This window comes from Ruegeria sp. (genome assembly GCF_040830605.1).
Classification (GTDB): Bacteria; Pseudomonadota; Alphaproteobacteria; order Rhodobacterales; family Rhodobacteraceae; genus Ruegeria.
The window spans coordinates 26,211-41,851 of sequence record NZ_JBFOMD010000005.1; the positions used below are offsets into that span (position 1 = coordinate 26,211).

General features: G+C 62.4%; 16 protein-coding genes and 1 tRNA gene. 9 read left to right on the forward strand and 8 right to left on the reverse strand.

What is annotated here, in order from left to right:
* Positions 1-17 precede the first annotated feature (17 nt).
* From AB3N21_RS10030 to AB3N21_RS10045, 4 genes are all read right to left on the reverse strand, one after another.
* On the reverse strand, positions 18-1,583 hold the full coding sequence (locus AB3N21_RS10030; protein ID WP_367935109.1) for an ABC transporter substrate-binding protein: 1,566 nt from the start codon (positions 1,581-1,583) through the stop codon (positions 18-20).
* 114 nt (positions 1,584-1,697) lie between these two features.
* The gene (cls, locus tag AB3N21_RS10035; RefSeq protein ID WP_367935110.1) at positions 1,698-3,110 is read right to left on the reverse strand and encodes a cardiolipin synthase; all 1,413 of its coding nucleotides are present in this window, start codon (positions 3,108-3,110) and stop codon (positions 1,698-1,700) included.
* 161 nt (positions 3,111-3,271) lie between these two features.
* Positions 3,272-4,411 carry an acetoin utilization protein AcuC gene (locus AB3N21_RS10040; RefSeq protein ID WP_367935111.1) on the reverse strand — a complete coding sequence of 380 codons (1,140 nt, stop codon included), beginning with the start codon at positions 4,409-4,411 and terminating at the stop codon, positions 3,272-3,274.
* On the reverse strand, positions 4,389-5,468 hold the full coding sequence (locus AB3N21_RS10045) for an AI-2E family transporter (RefSeq protein ID WP_367935112.1): 1,080 nt from the start codon (positions 5,466-5,468) through the stop codon (positions 4,389-4,391). Before AB3N21_RS10045 ends, AB3N21_RS10040 begins: the two co-directional genes overlap by 23 nt.
* A 171-nt stretch (positions 5,469-5,639) precedes the next feature.
* Here AB3N21_RS10045 and AB3N21_RS10050 point away from each other — a divergent pair, with 171 nt between their 5' ends.
* Positions 5,640-6,521 carry a YihY/virulence factor BrkB family protein gene (locus AB3N21_RS10050; protein WP_367935113.1) on the forward strand — a complete coding sequence of 294 codons (882 nt, stop codon included), beginning with the start codon at positions 5,640-5,642 and terminating at the stop codon, positions 6,519-6,521.
* Positions 6,522-6,655: 134 nt separating this feature from the next.
* On the forward strand, positions 6,656-6,862 hold the full coding sequence (locus tag AB3N21_RS10055; protein WP_171176610.1) for a hypothetical protein: 207 nt from the start codon (positions 6,656-6,658) through the stop codon (positions 6,860-6,862).
* Between the two features lie 5 nt (positions 6,863-6,867).
* Here AB3N21_RS10055 and AB3N21_RS10060 read toward each other — a convergent pair whose 3' ends face one another.
* Both AB3N21_RS10060 and AB3N21_RS10065 read right to left on the reverse strand, forming a co-directional pair.
* A complete protein-coding gene (locus tag AB3N21_RS10060; RefSeq protein WP_171176608.1) occupies positions 6,868-7,587 on the reverse strand; it encodes an RlmE family RNA methyltransferase in 720 nt (239 codons plus the stop codon).
* A complete protein-coding gene (locus AB3N21_RS10065) occupies positions 7,587-8,699 on the reverse strand; it encodes a Ppx/GppA phosphatase family protein (RefSeq protein ID WP_367935114.1) in 1,113 nt (370 codons plus the stop codon). The genes AB3N21_RS10060 and AB3N21_RS10065 overlap by 1 nt, the downstream gene beginning before the upstream one ends.
* 241 nt (positions 8,700-8,940) lie before the next feature.
* Between AB3N21_RS10065 and AB3N21_RS10070 the strand changes: the two genes are divergently transcribed.
* The 3 genes from AB3N21_RS10070 to AB3N21_RS10080 are packed head-to-tail and all read left to right on the forward strand — an operon-like array spanning position 8,941 to position 11,264.
* Positions 8,941-9,237 carry a virulence factor gene (locus tag AB3N21_RS10070; protein ID WP_367935115.1) on the forward strand — a complete coding sequence of 99 codons (297 nt, stop codon included), beginning with the start codon at positions 8,941-8,943 and terminating at the stop codon, positions 9,235-9,237.
* 26 nt (positions 9,238-9,263) lie between these two features.
* The gene (locus tag AB3N21_RS10075) at positions 9,264-10,190 is read left to right on the forward strand and encodes a methylenetetrahydrofolate reductase (RefSeq protein WP_367935116.1); all 927 of its coding nucleotides are present in this window, start codon (positions 9,264-9,266) and stop codon (positions 10,188-10,190) included.
* A 9-nt stretch (positions 10,191-10,199) separates the two neighbouring features.
* A complete protein-coding gene (locus AB3N21_RS10080) occupies positions 10,200-11,264 on the forward strand; it encodes a methyltetrahydrofolate cobalamin methyltransferase (protein ID WP_367935117.1) in 1,065 nt (354 codons plus the stop codon).
* A 319-nt stretch (positions 11,265-11,583) separates the two neighbouring features.
* Here AB3N21_RS10080 and AB3N21_RS10085 read toward each other — a convergent pair whose 3' ends face one another.
* Together AB3N21_RS10085 and AB3N21_RS10090 are read right to left on the reverse strand one after the other, a co-directional pair.
* The gene (locus AB3N21_RS10085) at positions 11,584-12,549 is read right to left on the reverse strand and encodes a cation transporter (RefSeq protein ID WP_367935118.1); all 966 of its coding nucleotides are present in this window, start codon (positions 12,547-12,549) and stop codon (positions 11,584-11,586) included.
* Between the two features lie 105 nt (positions 12,550-12,654).
* Positions 12,655-12,744 (reverse strand) — tRNA-Ser (locus tag AB3N21_RS10090).
* A gap of 123 nt (positions 12,745-12,867) precedes the next feature.
* Here AB3N21_RS10090 and AB3N21_RS10095 point away from each other — a divergent pair.
* The 4 genes from AB3N21_RS10095 to rpmA all read left to right on the forward strand — a co-directional run bounded on the left by AB3N21_RS10095 (position 12,868) and on the right by rpmA (position 15,623).
* Positions 12,868-13,710 (forward strand): DUF2059 domain-containing protein, encoded by an 843-nt coding sequence (locus AB3N21_RS10095; RefSeq protein WP_367935119.1) that lies wholly within the window; start codon positions 12,868-12,870, stop codon positions 13,708-13,710.
* Entirely contained in the window at positions 13,710-14,519 is an 810-nt protein-coding gene (locus AB3N21_RS10100) for a DUF2059 domain-containing protein (protein ID WP_367935120.1), read from the forward strand. Before AB3N21_RS10095 ends, AB3N21_RS10100 begins: the two co-directional genes overlap by 1 nt.
* A gap of 214 nt (positions 14,520-14,733) precedes the next feature.
* Positions 14,734-15,342 carry a 50S ribosomal protein L21 gene (locus AB3N21_RS10105; RefSeq protein ID WP_367935121.1) on the forward strand — a complete coding sequence of 203 codons (609 nt, stop codon included), beginning with the start codon at positions 14,734-14,736 and terminating at the stop codon, positions 15,340-15,342.
* Positions 15,343-15,353: 11 nt separating this feature from the next.
* Complete coding sequence (gene rpmA / locus AB3N21_RS10110) at positions 15,354-15,623, forward strand: 50S ribosomal protein L27 (RefSeq protein ID WP_010440093.1); 270 nt, start codon at positions 15,354-15,356, stop codon at positions 15,621-15,623.
* Positions 15,624-15,641 lie beyond the last annotated feature (18 nt).

Sequence of the window (15,641 nt, forward strand, 5' to 3'; positions counted from 1 at the left end):
TCAGATAGTTGTCAGCATCAGCTCACCTTGACCCAGCGCAGAATGAAGAAATTGTCGGGCCGTTGTGTAACCTCGACATTAGCGCGGGTGCCCCAGACCAGCGGTTGCACATAGAGCGTCACATAGGCCTGCTCCTCCTGCAGGATCCGGACCACTTCATCCAGCATCGCCTGACGGGCGCCTTCGTCCAGCTCGGACTGGATTTGTGGCAATAGCTCATCCACCCGGGCATTGGAGAACCCGCCGAAATTCCAGCTCCCCAGCTTCTTTTCCGGGTTGGGAGTGCTGGCCAGAAAGCGGATCGGATGTTCGGCATCGAAGGTTCCCGGCGACCAGCCCAGCAGGTACATGTCGTACTTGTCCTCGCGCAGCTCGGGCCAGTAGTTGCGCACCGGCATGGCGTCCAGCTCGGCCCGCATGCCGACTTTGGCCAGCATCGAGACCACGGCCTGACACACCGCCTCGTCATTCAGGTAGCGGTCATTGGGGCATTTGAGACCGAATGAGAACCCGTCCGCATAGCCCGCCTCGGCCATCAACGCCTGTGCCGCGTTCACGTCAAAGGGCGGGCGATTGGCCAGCGTGCGGGAATAGCCGCTCATGGCCGGGCTCACGAGTTGCGAGGCCTCCTCCGCATGGCCGCGCATGATGGTCCGCAGGATCGCCGGGACGCTTATGGCGTGAGCCACCGCCTTGCGCACGCGGACATCGGCGAACGGGTTGGGTTTGCCCGCATCCGCGCCGTATTTCAGTGTCTCGGCCTCATGCGGGAAACCCAGCATGATCACACGCGCCTCGATCCCCTTGATCACCTTGACCTCGGCATTGCCTTCGAGTCGGCCTGCGTCCTGAATGGGCACCGGGTTGATCATGTCCACATCGCCCGACAGAAGCGCCGCCACGGCGGTGGCCGGGTTCTGAATTGGGGTGAATTCGGCGCGGGTGATATTGTGCTCGGCCTCGCCCCACCAGCCTTCAAAAGGTTCAAGAACGGTGCGCAGCCCGGGTTCGCGCGCGGTGACCTTGAAGGCGCCTGTACCGTTGGCGTGGATGGTGGCGTAATTGCCGCTTTCCTTGTCCGGCGCGACGGCGTCATTGGCCTCGGCCCAGCCGCTGTCCATCATCATCCAGTTGGCGATGGAGGATGGAAAGATCGGGTTCGGCGCGTTGGTCAGGATATCGACCGTGTAGTCATCGACGATCTTGACCTCGGAGACAGGGGCAAACCAGCTGCTGGTATCGGCGGCCTCGCTGGACGCGCGCTGATACGAGAACAGCACATCCTGCGCATCAAAGGTGCTGCCATCGTGGAACGTCACCCCTTCGCGCAATTTGAACCGCCAGCCTTCACCGTCACCGATCGCCTCCCAACTGGTCGCCAGAGCAGGCTCCACGGTCATGTCCTTGCCGCGCCGCACCAGCCCTTCGTAGACGTTGTTGAGAAACCCCAGAACCGGGGCCGAGTTGACCGCATGCGGGTCCATGGTCTGCGGATCGGTGGTTGAGGCCCATTTGAACTCGGCGGCCTGCGCCGTGGCCACCAACCCCAGCGCCAGAACACTTGCGGTCATCAGGTATCTCATTGCGGCGTCTCCCTGTTCCTGGTGTTTCGAGTTGAGACTAGCGCAGTTCGGGCCGGTGCCTATCACAAATTGTGTTTTTTTTTGAGGGAGATCCGTCAGAAACGGGGCGGTCGATCAGAGGATAGGAGAGAACAGACGGGCCAGCGGCGCGCCATAACGGATGTAGAGGGATTGTTGCTGCAGCTTACGGGTCAGTTCGTTGCTTGCTGCGAAATCGTCCAGAAGCATTGCTTCGACCGCTGTCGCCGCGCGGGTGTCGAAGAACAAGGCCATCGCCTCGAAATTCAGCCGGAAAGAGCGGTTGTCCAGATTGGTCGTACCGACACCGGCCAGCGTATCGTCCACCACAAAGACCTTCTGGTGCATGAACCCGTCGGTATAGCGAAAAACACGCACGCCACAGTCTCGGATCTCGTCGAAATAGGCGAAGGCGGCCAGCCAGGGGGTTCGGTGGTCGATCACATCCGGCACCAGAATGCGCACATCCACCCCGCGCATGGCGGCGTGTTTGAGGGCGCTCATGATGTCGAGGTCCGGGACGAAATAGGGCGAGGCGATCCAGACCCGTTCGCGGGCTTCGGCAATGGCGGCGAAGAACATCATCGCACCGGTTTCCGAGCTGTCGCCGGGCCCGGTCGCGACGATGAGGGCGTTCATATCCTCCTCCGACGGCTCAATCTCCCAATGCAGCAGGTCGAGCAGGTCCTCGCTGCGGGCCCAGTGCCAGTCCTCGGCAAAGATCAACTGCAGTTGCAGCGCGATGGGGCCGTGCACCCGGACATGGGTGTCGCGCCAGGGGCCGAATTTCGGGTCCTGGCCCAGATACTCAACCCCCACATTGTGACCGCCGACAAAGCCCACGCGGCCATCCACCACCACCGTCTTGCGGTGATTGCGGTAATTGAGTTGGAAACGGAAATTAGGGCCGCGTTGGTCGCGGGGGTCCGCCGTGTCGATACCGGCATTCCGCATCGTTTCGTAGTAGCTATCGGGCAGAGAATAGCTGCCGACCGCATCGGTCATGAAGCGTACATGCACACCGCGTCTGGCGGCGGCGATCAGGCGGTCTTGCAGTTCCTGCCCAAGCTCGTCATCGCGCACGATATAGAATTGCAGCAGGATGTAGTGCTCGGCCGCATCCAACGCCTCGAAGATGGCATGAAACGTCGCCTCACCGTCGATCAAAAGATCCGCGCCGTTGCCGCGCGATACGGGCAGGTGGGCCAGTTCCTCGAACGGGCGCGGGTTGATGGTCAGGGTTTCAGGATCGGGCCGGGCGCTTTCGCCGAAGGCCTTGATACTCGCGACAACCCGCTCGCTTTCGCGCCGGGCGACGCGATAGCCGTGAAAGCGGTGGTGTCCCAGAAAGAGGTAGAGCGGAACGCCCGCCCAAGGGACTGCCAGCAGAAACACCACCCAGCCGACCGCGCCTTGCGGTGTGCGCGCCGTTTGGGCCGCACGTAGCGCACAGAACAGAGCCGTCAGAAACAGCCCGGCGAGGAACAGGGTGACGATTGCGGTCCACATGATTTTCGTCGGGTCCCGGATTACGGCGCGCCCGTGTATATACGGACCCAATCGGTGGCCGTGTCAACGATCCGCCATGTTCTGGTGCAAAACGACCCAATCGCTTGCGACGCGGCATCGGCGGTTCAGACGGCCACTGCGGAAAAACCTTGGGTTCGCGGTTATATGCGATCAGCCAGTTTTTGGACGTCAGCGCGGATTTCATCGCGGATCGGACCCGGGTGTGGAGCATCGCGCAGGGTGGTCAGCCACGGCTCGGGCGGCGTGCGTCCGGCGGCACGGCGCCAGGTCAGGGCGCGCAGAATGGACTGTACCTCAGGCGGCAGATGGTTGGGGATCTCGTGCCCGGACAGCGTCGCCCAGACCCCGGACCAGAGCCGCGCCACCGCCCACGGGTTGTACCCACCGCCGCCCAGAACCAGCAGGCGGGGCGTGAGCATATGCAGCGCCGCCACCACGCGCCAATGGGCGTTGTTCGACAGAGCCAGCCGGGACAGCGGGTCCTCGGCCACCGCATCCGCCCCGCATTGCAGCACGATGGCCTCGGGCCGGTGTGCCGCAACAGCGGGAAGGATCATCTGATCGAGGATCAGCGCGAACTCGTCATCGTTCAGCCCGCGCCGCACCGGTAGATTGAAGGCGGACCCGCCCCCGTCATCCTCAAGCGTGCCGGTAAAGGGCCAGCGCCGCGCCTCGTGCACCGAGATCATCCGCACCGCGTTCGAACCATGAAACGCCGCCTCGACCCCGTCACAGTGATGGGCGTCGATATCGACATAGGCGATGCGGCTGAGCCCCTTGTTCAGCAGTGTTCGGATCGCCAGCGCCGGATCGTTGAGATAGCAGAACCCGCCCGCGCGATCCGGAAACCCGTGATGCGTGCCGCCGCCGGGGTTGTAGACGACACCGCCCTTGGCAATGAGCTCGGCGCCCAGCATCGAACCACCCGCAGCGGTGGCGGGGCGGCGGTACATCTCGGGAAAGACCGGGTTCGAGATGGTGCCTAGTGCATGGCGGGCGCGGATGGCCTCACTCACTTGCTGGCGACGCTCGGCCTCTTGCAGGGCCCTGATGTACTCGGGTGTGTGAAACAGCGTCAGTGCTGCGGGTTTGGCGCGCGGGCTGGCGCGGTAGCGCTCGGGCGGCAGCCAACCCAGCGCGCGGCAGAGGTCTATGACCGTCGAGACCCTTGGGATCGCCAGCGGATGTTTGGACCCGTAGGTCGAACCCCGATAGATTTCGGAGCCGATGAACAGAGGCTGCTCCATCGTCAAACTGTCAGCGCGCATCCGTGTCGTCATCACTCAGCCGCCCGTCCAGCGACATCAGGATCGCCACCGGCCTGAGTGCTGGAACATGGCTGAAGACGATCAGGATGCAGACGGTGAGCGGGACGCTGAGGAACGCGCCGATGACGCCCCAGATGGTGCTCCAGAACGTCAGCGCCAGAATGACCAGAAAAGTCGACATGTTGAGCGAGCGGCCCAGCAGGGCAGGGTCCACAAAATTGCCGATCGCGAATTGCAGCGTTCCGCAGCCGAAGACGATGACCAGAAACGGCCCGATGCTCTCGAACTGCACCAGCGACACCAGCGCGGGAAAGATCACCGCGATGATCGACCCGATCGAGGGGATGAAGTTCAGCGCAAAGGTCAGCACCGCCCAGGTCTCGGCATATTCCAGCCCCAGCGCGCGGAACACCGCATAGCTGATCGCGGCGGTCATCGCGCTGATGAAGGTCTTGACGCCTACATAGCGCTGCAGGCTAAACGAGATTGCATCCATCATCGAGGCCAGCTCGGCCCCCAGTTCCGGGCTGCGCGCAGCCAGCCGGATCTTGTTGCGAAAGGCCAGACGCTCGGCCATCAGGAAAGCGACATAGAGGCTGATCAGCAGGAATTGGTTCACCAGCGAGGTGGCGCTGCCCAATGCCGTGCGCGCGACCAGCGACATGTCGATGCTGATTAGGTTGTCGCGAATGAACTCCGTGACCTCATTGCCGACCAGACCGGTAATGCGGCTGACCGCAGTATCGAACTGGCTTTCATAGGTCCCGACGGCGCGGGCAAATTGCGTGGCCTGATTGCCCAGCACGAACATGATCATGAACAGGCCCGCCAGCACCACCGTGATCCCGGCCAGATTGGCCAGCCAGACCGGCACCGACGCCCACGCCACCACCCGATCGCTGACCGCGATGATCAGCACATTGACCAGCAGCGCCACGGTCAGTGGGATCAGAAAGCCGGCCCCGGCATAGAGCGCAAAGATCGCCAGCGTCAGGACGATGGCGATGTCCCGCATCGCAGACAGGCTCAAGCGGATGGGGCCGTTTGGGTCGTTGCTGTCATAGGCCATGCGCGTTCCGGTTCTCTGCCGTTTGCGGGGTCGGGGCAGGGATGCCCGGGACCAAATTAGTGCGTGTGGACAGTGTTGCACCCTGTGATCGGATTGTGCAATGGCCGCAGGCGGTTATCGGCGGGTCGTGTGGGGGTTCTGCCGGGCGCGCGGGCGGTCTAGGGTAACGGTATGACCCGCGTTGCGAATCCTGCCATCCTGTTGCCGCTCAAAGCCCTGTGGCTGGCCCTGCGCCGGTTTGTCACCAAGAACGGCTTTGTCATGAGCAGCCATGTGGCGATGTCGATGATGCTGGCATTGTTTCCCTTCATGCTGTTCACCGTGGCGCTCGCGGGCAGCCTGTCACAGGATTACGTGACCGACGAGTTAATCGACCTGATCCTCGGCGCCTGGCCCAGCGAGGTGGCCGATCCGATCGTGGCCGAGCTGCGCGCGGTGCTGGCAGGGGACAAATCCGGTGTGATCACGCTGAGCGGCCTGTTGGCGGTCTGGTTTGCGTCGAACGGGGTAAACGCGGTGCGGATGGCGCTGACTCAGGCCTACCACGATGAGGATACACGCCCGTTCTGGAAATCCCGCCTTTTGTGCATCGCGCTGGTGATCGGGGGTGGAGCCGCCCTGTTGGCCGCCGCTGCGTTCGAGGTGGTGTTGCCGGTCTATACCCGGCTGGTCACCGACACGCTTCCGATCCCGGGTACGGGCGAGGCGGTCGAATGGCTGTCGGTGGACCGACTGAGCTGGATTTTCGCAGTAGCGATGCCCGCTGGGATGGTGCTGGCCTTTCACGCGCTGCTGCCCGGGCACCGGCACAGCCTGATCCAGATCCTGCCGGGCGTGCTGCTGACACTGGCGCTTTGGGCCGCGGGAGGTTGGGGGTTTTCCATCTATGTAGGCCAATTCGCGACCTACAGTGCCACTTACGCCGGGCTGGCGGGCGCCATGGCGGCGCTGATCTTCCTCTACCTCTGCGCCGTGATCCTGATTCTGGGGGCTGAATTCAACGGGGCACTGATCGACCTGAAGCCTGCCCCAACGGATGACACATCCACATAGCCTCTCACAGCGCAGCGGGTATTGCAGCCGTGATACGGCACGCGATTGCCCGGTTCCCGCCGTTTTCACGGCCAAATTACCTGCAAGTGTAGGGCAGGGGCAATGTGCGCCCCGGTGTTGTTAACAGGTGATTCATGTACCACGAAGGCCAGCATCGGCACGCCGCGATCTTTGATCTGATCCGCCAACGAGAGAGTGGCGCAGGACCCGAGCAAAACATCCCAAAGCCCAAACCGGCTTGCACCTATATCAGCAAATCCGATGCAAAGCTGTTGAAGGGGATTGCGATGGCGTCGTTCAGAAAACAGCAGCTGCCTGGCATACAAAGCTTGCGGGACTGATCGCGTCAGTCGCCTCGAAAACCTGTGGCAACCACGAATTTCTCGGAACTGTCCGACCGTGAAGAGGGCGGTTTGACATTCGCCACCTTGGTGAATTTCTGCTTCAGCAGTTTTTGCAGATCGCCTTCGGCCCCACCGGCTAGAACCTTGGCCACGAAAGTGCCCCCCGGTTCCAGCACGTCAAACGCAAAGTAAGCCGCCGTCTCGCATAGTGAGATAATGCGCAGATGATCGGTCTGCTTGTGCCCGGATGAGGCGGCGGCCATGTCCGACATCACCACATCCGCCTTGCCGCCCAGCCACTCTTTGACCTTTTCGTCGGCATCATCTTCCATGAAATCGAGCAGGTGGATCTCGGCTCCGGCAATCGGCTCGACCTCCTGCAGGTCGATGCCCAGCACCGTGCCGATCTTCTTGCCGGATTTCTCACCCAGCGCATTCACCCGCTTGACCGCCACTTGACACCAGCCGCCCGGCGCACAGCCCAGATCGACCACCCGTGCGCCCGGTACCAGAAAGCGGTATTTCTCGTCCAACTCCAGGATCTTGAAGGCCGCGCGCCCGCGATAGCCCTCGGCCTGCGCTCGCTTGACATAAGGGTCGTTGAGCTGCCTCTGCAGCCAGCGCGTCGAACTGAGCTTGCGCCCGCGCGCAGTCTTCACCTTGACCTTCAGGTCGCGCTGCCCGCGACCCGAGGTGTTCTTTCCACTCGGTGTCTTCGCCATCAGAACGGTCCGTCTTCCAATACGCCGTCCGCGCTCATCTGCGCATAGAGCAGCCCTTCGCGCAGCCCCCGGTCCGCCACGGAGAGGCGGTCGGTGGGCCAGAGCCGCAAAAGCGCCTGCAAGATGGCCGAGCCGGACATGATCAGGGCCTGACGATCCTCGCCGATACGGGGATCGCGGCGGCGGCCCTGGGGCCCGAGTTCTAGATAACCGCGTATGACCTTGTCAATCTGATCGCTGGTCATGCGCAGCCCGTCCACCTTGGTGCGGTCATAGCGCTTGAGCCCCAGATGGCTGGCGGCCACTGTGGTGACCGTTCCAGAAGTGCCGACGATCTGAAACCCCTCGCGCGCCTGTTCGTCCTTGTAGGGGGCGAAATCGGCGAGGTTCTCCTCAAAAAACCAGCTCATCAGCGCGAAGCGGGCAGCGTCGTCTTCAACATCATGAAACTGGTCGCGTAAGGTGGCCACGCCCAGCGGCACGCTGATCCAATCGACCACCTTGGCCGCCGGAAACGGGCTTTCGACCGGATGGAATCCCGCATGCAGCCGCATGATCGCCGAAGGCCGGTCGCGGCGCGGTATGGACGAGATGTCGATCCATACCAGCTCGGTCGAGCCGCCGCCGATATCGACGACCAACAGCTGCTCGGTCTTGGTGGAAACCAGCGGCGCGCAGGAGATCACGGCAAGGCGTGCTTCTTCCTCGGGCTGGATGATCTCGAGCGTCAGCCCGGTCTCACGCTTGACCTGCCGGATGAAATCGCGCGCGTTTTTGGCGCGGCGGCACGCCTCGGTCGCGATCAGGCGCATCCGCTTGACCTTGTTGCGCTTGAGCTTTTGCTGGCAGATGCGCAGCGCCTGCACGGTGCGCGACATCGAGGACCGCGACAACCGCCCGGTCCGCTCCAACCCAGCGCCGAGTTGCACGGACTTGGAGAAACTGTCCACCACATGGAACCCACTGCCCTTGGGCTGGGCAATCAGCATGCGGCAGCTATTTGTACCCAGATCAAGCGCTGCATAAAGAGCGTCGGGATCGGGCCTGCCAGGCGCGGGGCTTTCGACCGCTTTCGGGAACGCGCCCGCACCTCTGGGACGCTTGGGCGCCATGTCACACGCCCTCCGATTTCGAGTTACCCCGACCATAGGTCGCGTGCCCACATCACGCAAGCGGCTCATTAAAGTGATGAGTATTTTGATGTCTGCCAATGCGGGAAAATAAGGTACATGCCCTGTATCCCATCGTGGGCGAAAAGGTCGCTGCACATACGGCACATGTCGAAAATCGACCGACCCGGACCCACATTGCCGTTTAGAACCTGTGCATCAGGTTAGGAGGAATCAAAAAGCGATGCCCGACGTCACCATCGTATACTGGCGCGACATCCCGGCTCAGGTCATCGTCGGCAAGGGCCGGCGCGGGGCCAAACGGCAGCTGGAGGAGCGGTTCGAACAAGCCATCGACCGTGCCGCAATGAAGGTGAATGCGAAGGATAGCGATGCCTACCTGGCCGAGTGGCGCAAGGCCGAACCCTTTGCGGTCGAGGGCGATCCGTCCGAGATCGCCGAGGCGCAGGCGCTGCGTCTGGAAACGGAATACGATCAGGATCGCATCAAGGCCCTGATCGCCAATGACGGTTGGGCATAAGCCCCACATCTTTATGGGAGGCCGTAATGGCTTTGCTGAACTTCAAGAAACGTGATGCGGTCGAACCCGGCCCGGTGAATCCGACCGTCGAGGCTTTCCTCAAGAACTATTCGATCGAGGTGATGCCGCGCACCGCCGAGAAGGTCGACGATTTCCGCGCTTTGTTGCCGCAAGGCACCCGCGTCTACATCGCCCATATCGAGGGCACCCCGATCGAGGACATGGTCAAGACCGCCAAGCGCGTCGCAGCTGAGGGCTATCCGGTGATGCCGCATTTCCCGGCGCGGATCATCAAAGATGCCGCCACGCTGGAAAACTGGATCTCGATGTATCAGGGCGAGGCGGGCGTCGATCAGGCGCTGCTGCTGGCCGGTGGCGTGGCCACGCCACATGGAGATTTCGACAGCTCGATGCAGCTGATGGAGACCGGCCTGTTCGACAAGGCGGGTTTCAAGCGCCTGCATGTAGCGGGCCATCCCGAGGGCAACAAGGATATCGACCCCGACGGGTCTAACAAGAACGTCGACGAAGCGCTTCAGTGGAAACAGAAATTCAGCGAGCGCACCGACGCGCAGATGGCGCTGGCCACGCAGTTCGCGTTCGAGGCCAAGCCGATCATCGAATGGGCCAACTCGGTCAAGGCGGCGGGTGTGGATATTCCGATCCATATCGGGATCGCCGGTCCGGCCAAGCTGCAGACCCTGATCAAGTTCGCAATCGCCTGCGGCGTCGGCCCGTCGCTGAAAGTGCTGCAGAAGCGCGCCATGGACGTCTCCAAGCTGCTGCTGCCGTATGAGCCCAACGACGTGATCACCGAGCTGGCCGAACACAAGGCCGCGAACCCAGATTTCAACATCGAATCCGTGCATTTCTTCCCGCTTGGCGGCATCAAGACCAACGCCAACTGGGCCATCAACAATGGCGGCGCTTCGGCGAAGCCTGCAAACTCCTAAGGATCGGCAATGACCCGTACAGTCGTAGAATCAAAAACAAAAACTGCCGTTCTGGGCTTTGACGAGCCGTTTTGCGTGATCGGCGAGCGGATCAACCCCACAGGCCGCAAGAAACTGGCCGCCGAACTGGAAGCGGGCGATTTCTCGACCGTCGAGAAAGACGCACTGGCACAGGTGGCCGCAGGCGCCACCGTACTCGATATAAACGCGGGCGTGGTTTATAACTCGAACCCCAACCCGAACGAGACCGAGCCGCCGCTGATGACCAAGATCGTCGAGCTGGTGCAGGGGTTGGTGGAGGTTCCACTTTGCATCGACTCCTCGGTGCCGGGCGCGCTGGAGGCTGGCCTTGAAGCGGCTGAGGGTCGACCGCTGCTGAACTCGGTCACCGGCGAGGAAGAGCGTCTGGAGCTGGTTCTGCCGCTGGTCAAGAAATACAACGTGCCGGTGGTGGCGATCTCGAATGACGACACCGGGATTTCCGAAGACCCCGATGTGCGCTTCGACGTTGCCAAGAAGATCGTGGAACGGGCCGCCGATTTCGGGATTCCGGCCCATGACATCGTGGTCGACCCGCTGGTGATGCCCATCGGCGCCATGGCGACGGCCGGTCAGCAGGTGTTCGCGCTGGTCCGCCGCCTGCGCGAAGAGTTGGGCGTGAACACCACCTGTGGTGCATCGAACATCTCGTTCGGTCTGCCGAACCGGCATGGCATCAACAACGCCTTCCTGCCGATGGCGATGGCGGCTGGCATGACCTCGGCAATCATGAACCCGGTGGCGCTGCCGGTCGGCCCCAAGAAGCTGGCCGAGAAGAAGGCCGAGGTTGAGGCCAAAGGCGTGATCCTGCCGCCAGACATGGATGATGAGACCTTCTGCCAACTGTTCGGTCTGGGCTCGACCCTGCCGCGTGCGGGCAAGGAGATGGAGGCCATCCGTGCCGCCAACCTTCTGACCAACAATGACCCGCATGGCGGTGCGTGGATCAAGTTCAACAAGGCCCCCGAAGCCGAAGGCGCCGCGGGCGAGGGCGCCCGTGGCCGCCGCGGAGGCGGACGCCGTCGCCGCGCATAATCCGGGGCAAGACGAGACAGAAGGCCGGGCCGGGAAGTCCGGCCTTTTACGTTGTTCTGACGGTGGTTGGCCGAGGATAGCGCGCGCCACTGACAAAACGTTCATCTCTGGACCAACAGAGGGCAGTGTCCTCCCTCGGGCGGGCGCCGATTACGGCTGCGGTCAGCGGCTTATCTCAAAAGCCCTGAACGACGGATGAGCGATGCGCGACTTCGCCAATGCGCCCTCCCATGGGGGAGGGAGGGCGCGGCCCGGCGGCACTGCGTGCCTTTGCACCGGGCCATACGGGGCCTCTGGCGCGCGTCCGCAGACAGGATGGTCACGGGCGCGGATTGCTCCGTGGGTCCATCGTGGCGGGCCAACTGCGTCCCCAGGCGGTGGCCAGCAGGATGACATCGGCGCCGGGCAGGACGGCGGAGATGTCATGTTGCAGACGCAGGTTCAGCGTGTCGATCTCCTGCGCCAGAACCGGGCGGCCCGGATCGTAATAGACCGCCACCTGAAAACTGCGCCCCAGCTTGGTGACCGACAGATCGTTGAGCCTTCCGCCATCCTCACCCAATGCAGCCCGCGCAGCGCGGCGAGTGGTGGCGATGTGCTCAGGCGCAGCGGTGACACCAGCCAGTTCCGCGAGCCCGCGCCGGAAATCGGAAATGTAGCGTGCAATGACGGTCGAGCAGAGCAGCAGCACGATGATCGAATCCCCCACCGGCGTGATCACCGACAGCGCGGTGTCCTGCAGGAAGTAGATCCCGGCCATGCCCAGGCCCGCCGCCGCGGTGATGATGCCGTCGAAGGCGGCTGCCGTGGCCTCCATCCGCAGAATATCGCTGCTCTCGCCGGTCCGTTTCCAGGCCCGGCGGTGGATGAACCACAGCAATGCACAGGTCAGCCCGATCAGGACGAAATAAACGATCAGCGGACCGAATTTCAGCGGCACCGGCGGATCGCCTGTGAGATAGCCGTAGATGTTCATCGCCGCGCCCGACATCGCGAACAGCACCAGCCCGAGCAGCGACAGCGCCCGGAAGGTGGCGAAGATCGCTTCATCCGCCGCATAGCCGAAGGGGCGCAACCGGTCGGGCCCGGCATGCACCGTGGCGCTGACCCGGCGCCCCAGCAGGGCCGAGGTGAAGCCGATGAGCGAAAACAGGCCGTCCACCAGAATGGCATCCGAATGAGACAGGATCGCCGCGACGACACCGGCGGCCCCCATGAACAGGTTGCCCCACATGCCGATCAGCAGGGCGCGGCCTTCGCGGAGACGGATCTGATCTTCTGTCATGGTCTTCCCTTATCGATGATGCGAGGTGTGGTGACGCCCAAGACATGGCAAAACCCGCCCCGGCTGTCACAGGGCGTCATTTTGGAAGTTCCAGCAGGAAGATCATGGCGGAGAGACAGGGATTCGAACCCTGGGTGGGCTTGCACCCACAACGGTTTTCGAGACCGCCCCGTTCGACCACTCCGGCACCTCTCCGCGGGGGTCTGTGAGGGGGGGATTTAGTGATGATTGACCGGGGGTGCAAGCAGAAACTTCGGGATTTCGCACCGCATCCGATTTTCCGTTGCCCATGGCCTGAAATCACCTAGGCTAAAGAGTATGAGACATGTTTTGCGCCGTTGCGCCCCGCTGATCGTTTTACCCGTTCTGGCCCTGTTGATCGCCACCACGCCGGCCCGTGCCGCCGACCGCGCACGGATCGAGGCTTTTCTGACGACAACCGGCTTTGATGTGGCGCTGGACAGCATCGCCTTTGCCTCATCTTCCGCACCCGAGATGCTTGGCGTCGACCCGGGTGTTTTTGGCTCGGACTGGAAGCGGCTGACTCAGGAGGTTTTCGACACCAAAACCATGCGTGAGATCGCCGTTTCGATCCTGGAACAAACGCTGAGTGACGAGGCGCTGACCCATGCCGTTGAGTTCTATGCCACAGATCTTGGACAGAGGCTGGTCGAGGCCGAGAATGCGTCACACATGATCGAGGATGACACGGTCAAGCAGCAGGACGGGCAGGCCATCGTCGCCGATCTGGTCAAGGAGGGTTCGCAGCGGGTGGAATCACTCAAGCGGATGAACCGTGCCATCGATTCCAGCGGCACGGCATTGCGGGCTTTGCAGGAGATCCAGGTGCGCTTTCTGCTGGCGGCCAGTGCTGCCGGTGTGGTCGATCTGAAGATGGATGCGGACGAGTTGCGCGCAATGCTGCGCCAGAATGAGGCCTCGATGCGCAGTGCGCTGCAACTCTCGGCGCTGGCGGGCGCCGCCTATACCTATCAGGATTTCTCGGATGAGGATGTGGACACCTATGTCGAAGCGCTGGAACAGCCGCTGATGCAGGAGGTTTATGAGCTGCTGAACGCGGTGCAATACGAGATCATGGCGGGCCGGTTCGAGATTCTGGCCACCCGCATGGCGGATCTGCACCCGGCGCAGGATATCTGATGCGTTTGGCGCTGCTGACACTGGCTGCGATGTGCGTTTGGGCACTGCCGGTGGCGGCGGACGAGACGTTGGACCGGCTGGCGCAGGCGCTTCGCCTGGACGAAGTGGTGGAGATCCTGCGCGATGAGGGGCTGAAGTACGGTCGGGAACTGGACGATCAGATGCTGGGCGGCGAGGGCGGACAGCCCTTCGACCAGCAGATCCAACGGATCTATGTCGCCGATGAGATGCAGGCCGGTCTGCGGAAAGCACTGGCCGATGGTATGACGGCAGAACAGCGCGCGCAGGCCGCCACCTTCTTTGAAGGCGATCTAGGGCAGACGATCATCTCGCTGGAGAACTCGGCCCGCAGGGCGTTTGCAACGCCCGCCATAGAAGAGGCGGCGCGGACCTATTACGAAGAGATCGATCAACAGGACGCACGGTTTCGGCTGGTCGAGGAATATATCTCGGTCAACGATCTGGTGGCGCAGAATGTAAAGGGCGCGCTGAGCGCCGATTTCAACTTCTACCGTGGAATGGCCGAAGGGCACGGTGCCCAACGGGATGACGGGGTGATGCTGTCGGATCTGCTGGACCAGCAGGATGAAACCCGGGCCGAAACCACCGCGTGGCTCTATGGCTTTCTGCTGATGGCCTACCAGCCCCTGAGCGAAGCCGAGATGCGCGAGAATATCGCCTTTTCTCGAACCGGGGCAGGGCAAGCCTTGAACGCGGCCCTTTTTGAGGGGTTTGACGCGATGTATGACAGCATCTCTTATGAGCTGGGACTGGCCGTCGCGCTGGCACTGACGGCGACAGATCTCTAGACGCCCGAATCCGGTTGACATTTGTCCCGAATGCCCGGATAAGCGCGCATCCCGGCCGGAACACCCGTGCCGGGTCTTGTTATTATTTGGCCCACGGGGATGTCTCAGGGGCCTCAAACCCGCCCGACAAACGGGCGCGCTGTTCGAGGTGGCGCAAGCCGAAACACCCGGAATCCCGGGGACCACAGAACGCGGTGATGAAAAGGAAAGACGCATGTTTGCGGTCCTCAAGACTGGCGGCAAGCAGTACAAGGTTCAGGCGGGCGATATGCTCCGCGTTGAGAAACTGGCTGCCGACGCAGGTGAAAAAGTTCAATTCAACGACGTACTGATGCTGGGCGGTGACGCTCCGGTCGTTGGCGCGCCGTTTGTCGATGGTGCCGCCGTTCAGGCCGAAGTGATCGAACAGATCAAGGGTGACAAGGTCATCAACTTCGTCAAGCGCCGTCGTAAGCACAGCTCGAAGCGCACCGTTGGCCACCGTCAGAAGCTGACCCTGGTCAAAATCACCGACATCCTCGCCTCGGGTGCAGAGAAGTCGGGCGTCAAGGCTGCAACCGGGTCGGCCCCGGCCGGCGAAGCTGCCCCGGCGGCAAAGCCTGCCAAGAAAGCTGCAAAAGCCGAAGCACCGGCCGCTGCCGCTGCCGACGATCTGACCCAGCTGACCGGTGTCGGCCCCGCCGCCGCCAAGAAGCTGGCCGAGGCTGGTATCGAGAGCTTTGCCGCTCTGGCCGCCTTGTCGGATGAGCAGATTGCTGCTATCGAAACGGTCAAAGTGAAACCCGAATGGGTTGAGCAGGCCAAAGAGCTGGCCAAAGGCTAAGGAGAGAGAGAATGGCACATAAGAAAGCTGGCGGTTCCTCCCGTAACGGTCGCGACTCAGCTGGTCGCCGCCTTGGCGTGAAACTGTATGGTGGCCAGGCCGCCATCGCAGGCAACATCATCGTACGTCAACGCGGCACCAAGTTCTGGCCGGGCGAAGGCGTAGGCATGGGTAAGGATCACACCATCTTTGCAACCGTCGATGGCGCCGTGAAGTTCCACAAGGGACTGAAAAACCGCACCTTTATTTCGGTCCTGCCAGTGGCGGAGGCCGCAGAGTAAGCCGAGACCCAAGAAGGT

Excerpts from the sequence above, each read along its gene's own strand:
- AB3N21_RS10030 (WP_367935109.1), bottom strand. The coding sequence starts at position 1,583 with ATGAGATACCTGATGACCGCAAGTGTTCTGGCGCTGGGGTTGGTGGCC.
- cls (WP_367935110.1), bottom strand. The coding sequence starts at position 3,110 with ATGTGGACCGCAATCGTCACCCTGTTCCTCGCCGGGCTGTTTCTGACG.
- AB3N21_RS10040 (WP_367935111.1), bottom strand. The coding sequence starts at position 4,411 with ATGACGACACGGATGCGCGCTGACAGTTTGACGATGGAGCAGCCTCTG.
- AB3N21_RS10045 (WP_367935112.1), bottom strand. The coding sequence starts at position 5,468 with ATGGCCTATGACAGCAACGACCCAAACGGCCCCATCCGCTTGAGCCTG.
- AB3N21_RS10050 (WP_367935113.1), top strand. The coding sequence starts at position 5,640 with ATGACCCGCGTTGCGAATCCTGCCATCCTGTTGCCGCTCAAAGCCCTG.
- AB3N21_RS10055 (WP_171176610.1), top strand. The coding sequence starts at position 6,656 with ATGTACCACGAAGGCCAGCATCGGCACGCCGCGATCTTTGATCTGATC.
- AB3N21_RS10060 (WP_171176608.1), bottom strand. The coding sequence starts at position 7,587 with ATGGCGAAGACACCGAGTGGAAAGAACACCTCGGGTCGCGGGCAGCGC.
- AB3N21_RS10065 (WP_367935114.1), bottom strand. The coding sequence starts at position 8,699 with ATGGCGCCCAAGCGTCCCAGAGGTGCGGGCGCGTTCCCGAAAGCGGTC.
- AB3N21_RS10070 (WP_367935115.1), top strand. The coding sequence starts at position 8,941 with ATGCCCGACGTCACCATCGTATACTGGCGCGACATCCCGGCTCAGGTC.
- AB3N21_RS10075 (WP_367935116.1), top strand. The coding sequence starts at position 9,264 with ATGGCTTTGCTGAACTTCAAGAAACGTGATGCGGTCGAACCCGGCCCG.
- AB3N21_RS10080 (WP_367935117.1), top strand. The coding sequence starts at position 10,200 with ATGACCCGTACAGTCGTAGAATCAAAAACAAAAACTGCCGTTCTGGGC.
- AB3N21_RS10085 (WP_367935118.1), bottom strand. The coding sequence starts at position 12,549 with ATGACAGAAGATCAGATCCGTCTCCGCGAAGGCCGCGCCCTGCTGATC.
- AB3N21_RS10095 (WP_367935119.1), top strand. The coding sequence starts at position 12,868 with ATGAGACATGTTTTGCGCCGTTGCGCCCCGCTGATCGTTTTACCCGTT.
- AB3N21_RS10100 (WP_367935120.1), top strand. The coding sequence starts at position 13,710 with ATGCGTTTGGCGCTGCTGACACTGGCTGCGATGTGCGTTTGGGCACTG.
- AB3N21_RS10105 (WP_367935121.1), top strand. The coding sequence starts at position 14,734 with ATGTTTGCGGTCCTCAAGACTGGCGGCAAGCAGTACAAGGTTCAGGCG.
- rpmA (WP_010440093.1), top strand. The coding sequence starts at position 15,354 with ATGGCACATAAGAAAGCTGGCGGTTCCTCCCGTAACGGTCGCGACTCA.